This window comes from Pseudomonas sp. K5002, from assembly GCF_013386655.1.
In the GTDB taxonomy this organism is placed as follows: Bacteria; Pseudomonadota; Gammaproteobacteria; order Pseudomonadales; family Pseudomonadaceae; genus Aquipseudomonas.
The window spans coordinates 1-4177 of sequence record NZ_JACARK010000782.1; the positions used below are offsets into that span (position 1 = coordinate 1).

5 protein-coding genes are annotated in these 4177 nt (G+C 60.6%); all 5 read left to right on the forward strand.

The window, feature by feature from the left end; genetic code table 11:
* Positions 1 to 444, forward strand: a 444-nt coding sequence (locus tag HX846_RS28430) for a LysE/ArgO family amino acid transporter (RefSeq protein ID WP_178966565.1), incomplete at its 5' end; no start/stop codon positions are given.
* A gap of 175 nt (positions 445 to 619) precedes the next feature.
* Positions 620 to 1216 carry a superoxide dismutase gene (locus HX846_RS28435; RefSeq protein WP_003212997.1) on the forward strand — a complete coding sequence of 199 codons (597 nt, stop codon included), beginning with the start codon at positions 620 to 622 and terminating at the stop codon, positions 1214 to 1216.
* A gap of 158 nt (positions 1217 to 1374) precedes the next feature.
* A complete protein-coding gene (locus HX846_RS28440; RefSeq protein WP_003212995.1) occupies positions 1375 to 1572 on the forward strand; it encodes a hypothetical protein in 198 nt (65 codons plus the stop codon).
* A 270-nt stretch (positions 1573 to 1842) separates the two neighbouring features.
* Positions 1843 to 3894, forward strand: a complete 2052-nt coding sequence (locus HX846_RS28445) for a bifunctional diguanylate cyclase/phosphodiesterase (protein ID WP_178966566.1) — start codon at positions 1843 to 1845, stop codon at positions 3892 to 3894.
* A gap of 162 nt (positions 3895 to 4056) precedes the next feature.
* Positions 4057 to 4177, forward strand: a 121-nt coding sequence (locus tag HX846_RS40470; RefSeq protein WP_372242019.1) for a hypothetical protein, incomplete at its 3' end; no start/stop codon positions are given.

Sequence of the window (4177 nt, forward strand, 5' to 3'; positions counted from 1 at the left end):
GGCGTATTCGGCCTGGCCACCGTGCTGGCGCATAACCCGGTATTGCTGGCGATTGCCCGCTGGGGTGGTGCGGCGTTCCTGCTCTGGTACGGTACCCTCGCCCTGCGCCGGGCCTGCTCGAAGCAGAGCCTGGGCGAGGGCGAGAACCTCAAGGTACGCTCGTTGAAGGCGGTGATGCTCAGCGCCCTGGCAGTGACGTTGCTCAACCCCCACGTGTACCTGGACACCGTCTTGTTGATCGGCTCCCTCGGCGCCCAGCAAACCGAACCGGGCGCCTACGTGGCCGGCGCCGCCAGCGCTTCGTTCCTGTGGTTCATGACCCTGGCCCTGGGCGCCGCATGGCTGGCACCGTGGCTGGCGCGCCCCGCCACCTGGCGGATTCTGGACCTGCTGGTAGCCGCCATGATGTTCAGTGTGGCCTATCAATTAATCAGCGCAGCGTAGATATTCCAAAACGCTCTGGAACCTCTATCCCACACAGTTGTTGCGTGGTTTTGCCGCACCCCCGGTGCTATGATCCAGCCCCTGCGCCGCAAAGAGTACAAACTCCCCGGCGCTTGTTTGGCCGCCCGTGATCGGCCTTGCGCTCACCGCAACTGACCTGATTAGGAGAATCATCATGGCTTTCGAATTGCCGCCGCTGCCCTACGCACACGATGCCCTGCAGCCGCACATTTCCAAGGAAACCTTGGAATACCACCACGACAAGCACCACAACACCTATGTCGTGAACCTGAACAACCTGGTGCCTGGCACCGAGTTCGAAGGCAAGACCCTGGAAGAAATCGTCAAGTCTTCTTCGGGCGGCATCTTCAACAACGCCGCTCAGGTCTGGAACCACACTTTCTACTGGAACTGCCTGGCGCCAAACGCTGGCGGCCAACCTACCGGCGCACTGGCTGAGGCGATCAACGCTGCCTTCGGTTCGTTCGACAAGTTCAAGGAAGAGTTCACCAAGACTTCCGTCGGCACCTTCGGTTCCGGTTGGGGCTGGCTGGTGAAAAAGGCTGACGGTTCCCTGGCACTGGCCAGCACCATCGGCGCCGGCAACCCGCTGACCAGCGGCGACACCCCGCTGCTGACCTGCGACGTCTGGGAACACGCTTACTACATCGACTACCGCAACGTGCGTCCAAAGTATGTGGAAGCGTTCTGGAACCTGGTCAACTGGAAGTTCGTGGCTGAGCAGTTCGAAGGCAAGACCTTCACCGCTTAAGTACCGCTTGCAGTAGAAAGAGCCCGGCGATTGCCGGGCTTTTTTGTGGGCGATTACAAATGGAAAAATGCCAGGAAAACGCTGGAACTCATCAAAAGGATTTCGCCACGCAGCATGTAAGAGGAATGTCCCTCTGATTGACTGCAGGAGAACTTGATATGGATCTAGCATCTTTGATCGGCATGGCCCCTCAAGCACTTAACGTGTTCGATAACGTGACAGATAAGGGCCTGGACGTCCTGGACAAAAGCTTGGGCATCCTTGATAAGACCGTGGACATAGCTCGACAGGCCTTGGGGCAAATCGACCCTCAGGCGCAAGACCAGCCACAACCGCCGAAAATTTCGTTTACCTGATGGGCGCTGACGCTCGACGGTTTGTTTCGCTGGCCTGAAAAACCCGCGCTCGTCCTGAAAAGACAGTACAAGAAGTCGGCACGTACGATCCGCCGACTTCACTCCATGCCAGGCCTGCCTTTCCATTCCCCCTCCCAACGTCTTACCCCCGGACGCGCTCATCTAAACTGCAAAACCTGCCCTGGCCGCAATGTCCCTTTGACTGCCCTCACGGGATTGCCAATACTCATGGCATATTGAGGCTACCCGCATGGAACAAGGAATAACCCTTTGAAGCTGGAACTCAAAAACAGCTTGTCGGTGAAGTTGCTACGGGTGGTACTGCTTTCGGCATTGGCCGTGGGCGTGGTACTGAGCGCGGCGCAGATCGTCTTTGATGCGTACAAGACGCGCCAGGCCGTGGCCGGTGATGCCCAGCGCATCCTCGACATGTTTCGCGACCCGTCCACCCAGGCCGTCTACAGCCTGGACCGGGAGATGGGCATGCAGGTCATCGAAGGCCTGTTTCAGGATGATGCCGTGCGCATGGCCTCCATCGGCCACCCCAACGAAACCATGCTCGCGGAAAAAACCCGCGACCTGCAACAATCCCCGAGCCGCTGGCTGACCGACCTGATCCTGGGCCAGGAACGCACGTTCACCACGCCGCTGGTGGGGCGCGGGCCTTACAGCGAGTACTACGGTGACCTGAGCATCACCCTCGACACCGCCACCTATGGCAAAGGGTTTCTCGTCAGTTCGGTGATCATTTTCATCTCCGGGGTGCTGCGGGCCCTGGCCATGGGCCTGGTGTTGTACCTGGTCTATCACTGGCTGCTGACCAAGCCGCTGTCGCGCATCATCGAGCACCTGAGTTCGATCAACCCCGACCGCCCCAGCGAGCACAAGATCCCGCAGCTCAAGGGCCACGAGAAAAACGAGCTGGGGCTCTGGATCAACACCGCCAACCAGTTGCTCGAATCCATCGAGCGCAATACGCACTTGCGCCATGAGGCGGAAAACAGCCTGCTGCGCATGGCCCAGTACGACTTCCTGACCGGCCTGCCGAACCGCCAGAAACTGCAGGAGCAACTGGACAAGATCCTGATCGACGCCGGCCGCCGGCAACGTCGGGTCGCGGTGTTGTGCGTGGGGCTGGATGACTTCAAAAGCGTCAACGAGCAGTTCACCTACCAGGCCGGCGACCAGTTGCTGCTGGCCCTGGCCGACCGCCTGCGCGACCACAGCGGCCGACTCGGCTCCCTCGCCCGCCTCGGCGGCGACCAGTTCGCCCTGGTGCAGGCCGATATCGAGCAGCCCTACGAAGCCGCCGAATTGGCACAAAGCATCCTCGACGACCTGGAAGCCGAATTCGCCCTCGATCACGAACAGATCCGCCTGCGTGCCACCATCGGCATCACCCTGTTCCCGGAAGACGGCGACAGCACCGAGAAGCTGCTGCAAAAAGCCGAACAGACCATGACCCTGGCCAAGAGCCGCTCGCGCAACCGCTACCAGTTCTATATCGCCAGCGTCGACAGCGAAATGCGCCGCCGCCGCGAGCTGGAAAAGGATCTGCGCGACGCCTTGAGCCGCGAGCAGTTTCACCTGGTGTACCAGCCGCAGATCAGCTATCTCGACCACCGTGTGGTGGGTGTCGAAGCGTTGATCCGCTGGCAGCACCCGGAGCACGGCCTGGTGCCGCCCGACCTGTTTATCCCCCTGGCCGAACAGAACGGCACCATCATTGCCATCGGCGAATGGGTACTGGACCAGGCCTGCCGGCAACTGCGGGAATGGCATGACCTGGGCTTCACCGAGCTGCGCATGGCGGTCAACCTGTCGACCGTGCAGTTGCACCACGCCGAGCTGCCACGGGTGGTCAACAACCTGCTGCAAATCTACCGCTTGCCGCCGCGTAGCCTGGAGCTGGAAGTCACCGAGACCGGCCTGATGGAAGACATCAGCACCGCCGCCCAGCACCTGCTGAGCCTGCGCCGCTCCGGGGCACTGATTGCGATTGATGACTTCGGCACCGGCTATTCGTCCCTGAGCTATCTGAAAAGCCTGCCGCTGGACAAGATCAAGATCGACAAGAGCTTCGTCCAGGACCTGCTGGATGACGACGACGATGCGACCATCGTGCGGGCGATCATCCAGCTCGGCAAAAGCCTTGGCATGCAGGTGATCGCCGAGGGTGTGGAGACCGCCGAACAGGAGGCCTACATCATCTCCGAGGGTTGCCACGAGGGTCAGGGCTACCACTACAGCAAACCCTTGCCGGCACGGGAGTTGGTGGCCTACTTGAAACAGGCCCAGCGCAATAACGCCGCCATCCTCTGAAGCGATGCCGGCCATCGGGGCCACGCGCACCGATGGCCGGCAAATCGATACTAAATATTTCCTGCTTATAACGCTTTACACAAAATGCAAATCTTTCGCATTATGTCGCAGTTTTGCGCGCCCCCCGCGTGCCCCATCAACAACCGAAGCAGGATGTTCGCCATGATTCGTATGCCCCTGGCCACCGCCAGCCTTCTCGCCATTGCCATTTCGCTCGCCGGTTGCGGTGAAGGCAAAGACAAGGCCGCCGCGCCTCAAGCCCCGGCCGCCGCCAGCACCACCG

Excerpts from the sequence above, each read along its gene's own strand:
- HX846_RS28440 (WP_003212995.1), top strand. The coding sequence starts at position 1,375 with ATGGATCTAGCATCTTTGATCGGCATGGCCCCTCAAGCACTTAACGTG.
- HX846_RS28435 (WP_003212997.1), top strand. The coding sequence starts at position 620 with ATGGCTTTCGAATTGCCGCCGCTGCCCTACGCACACGATGCCCTGCAG.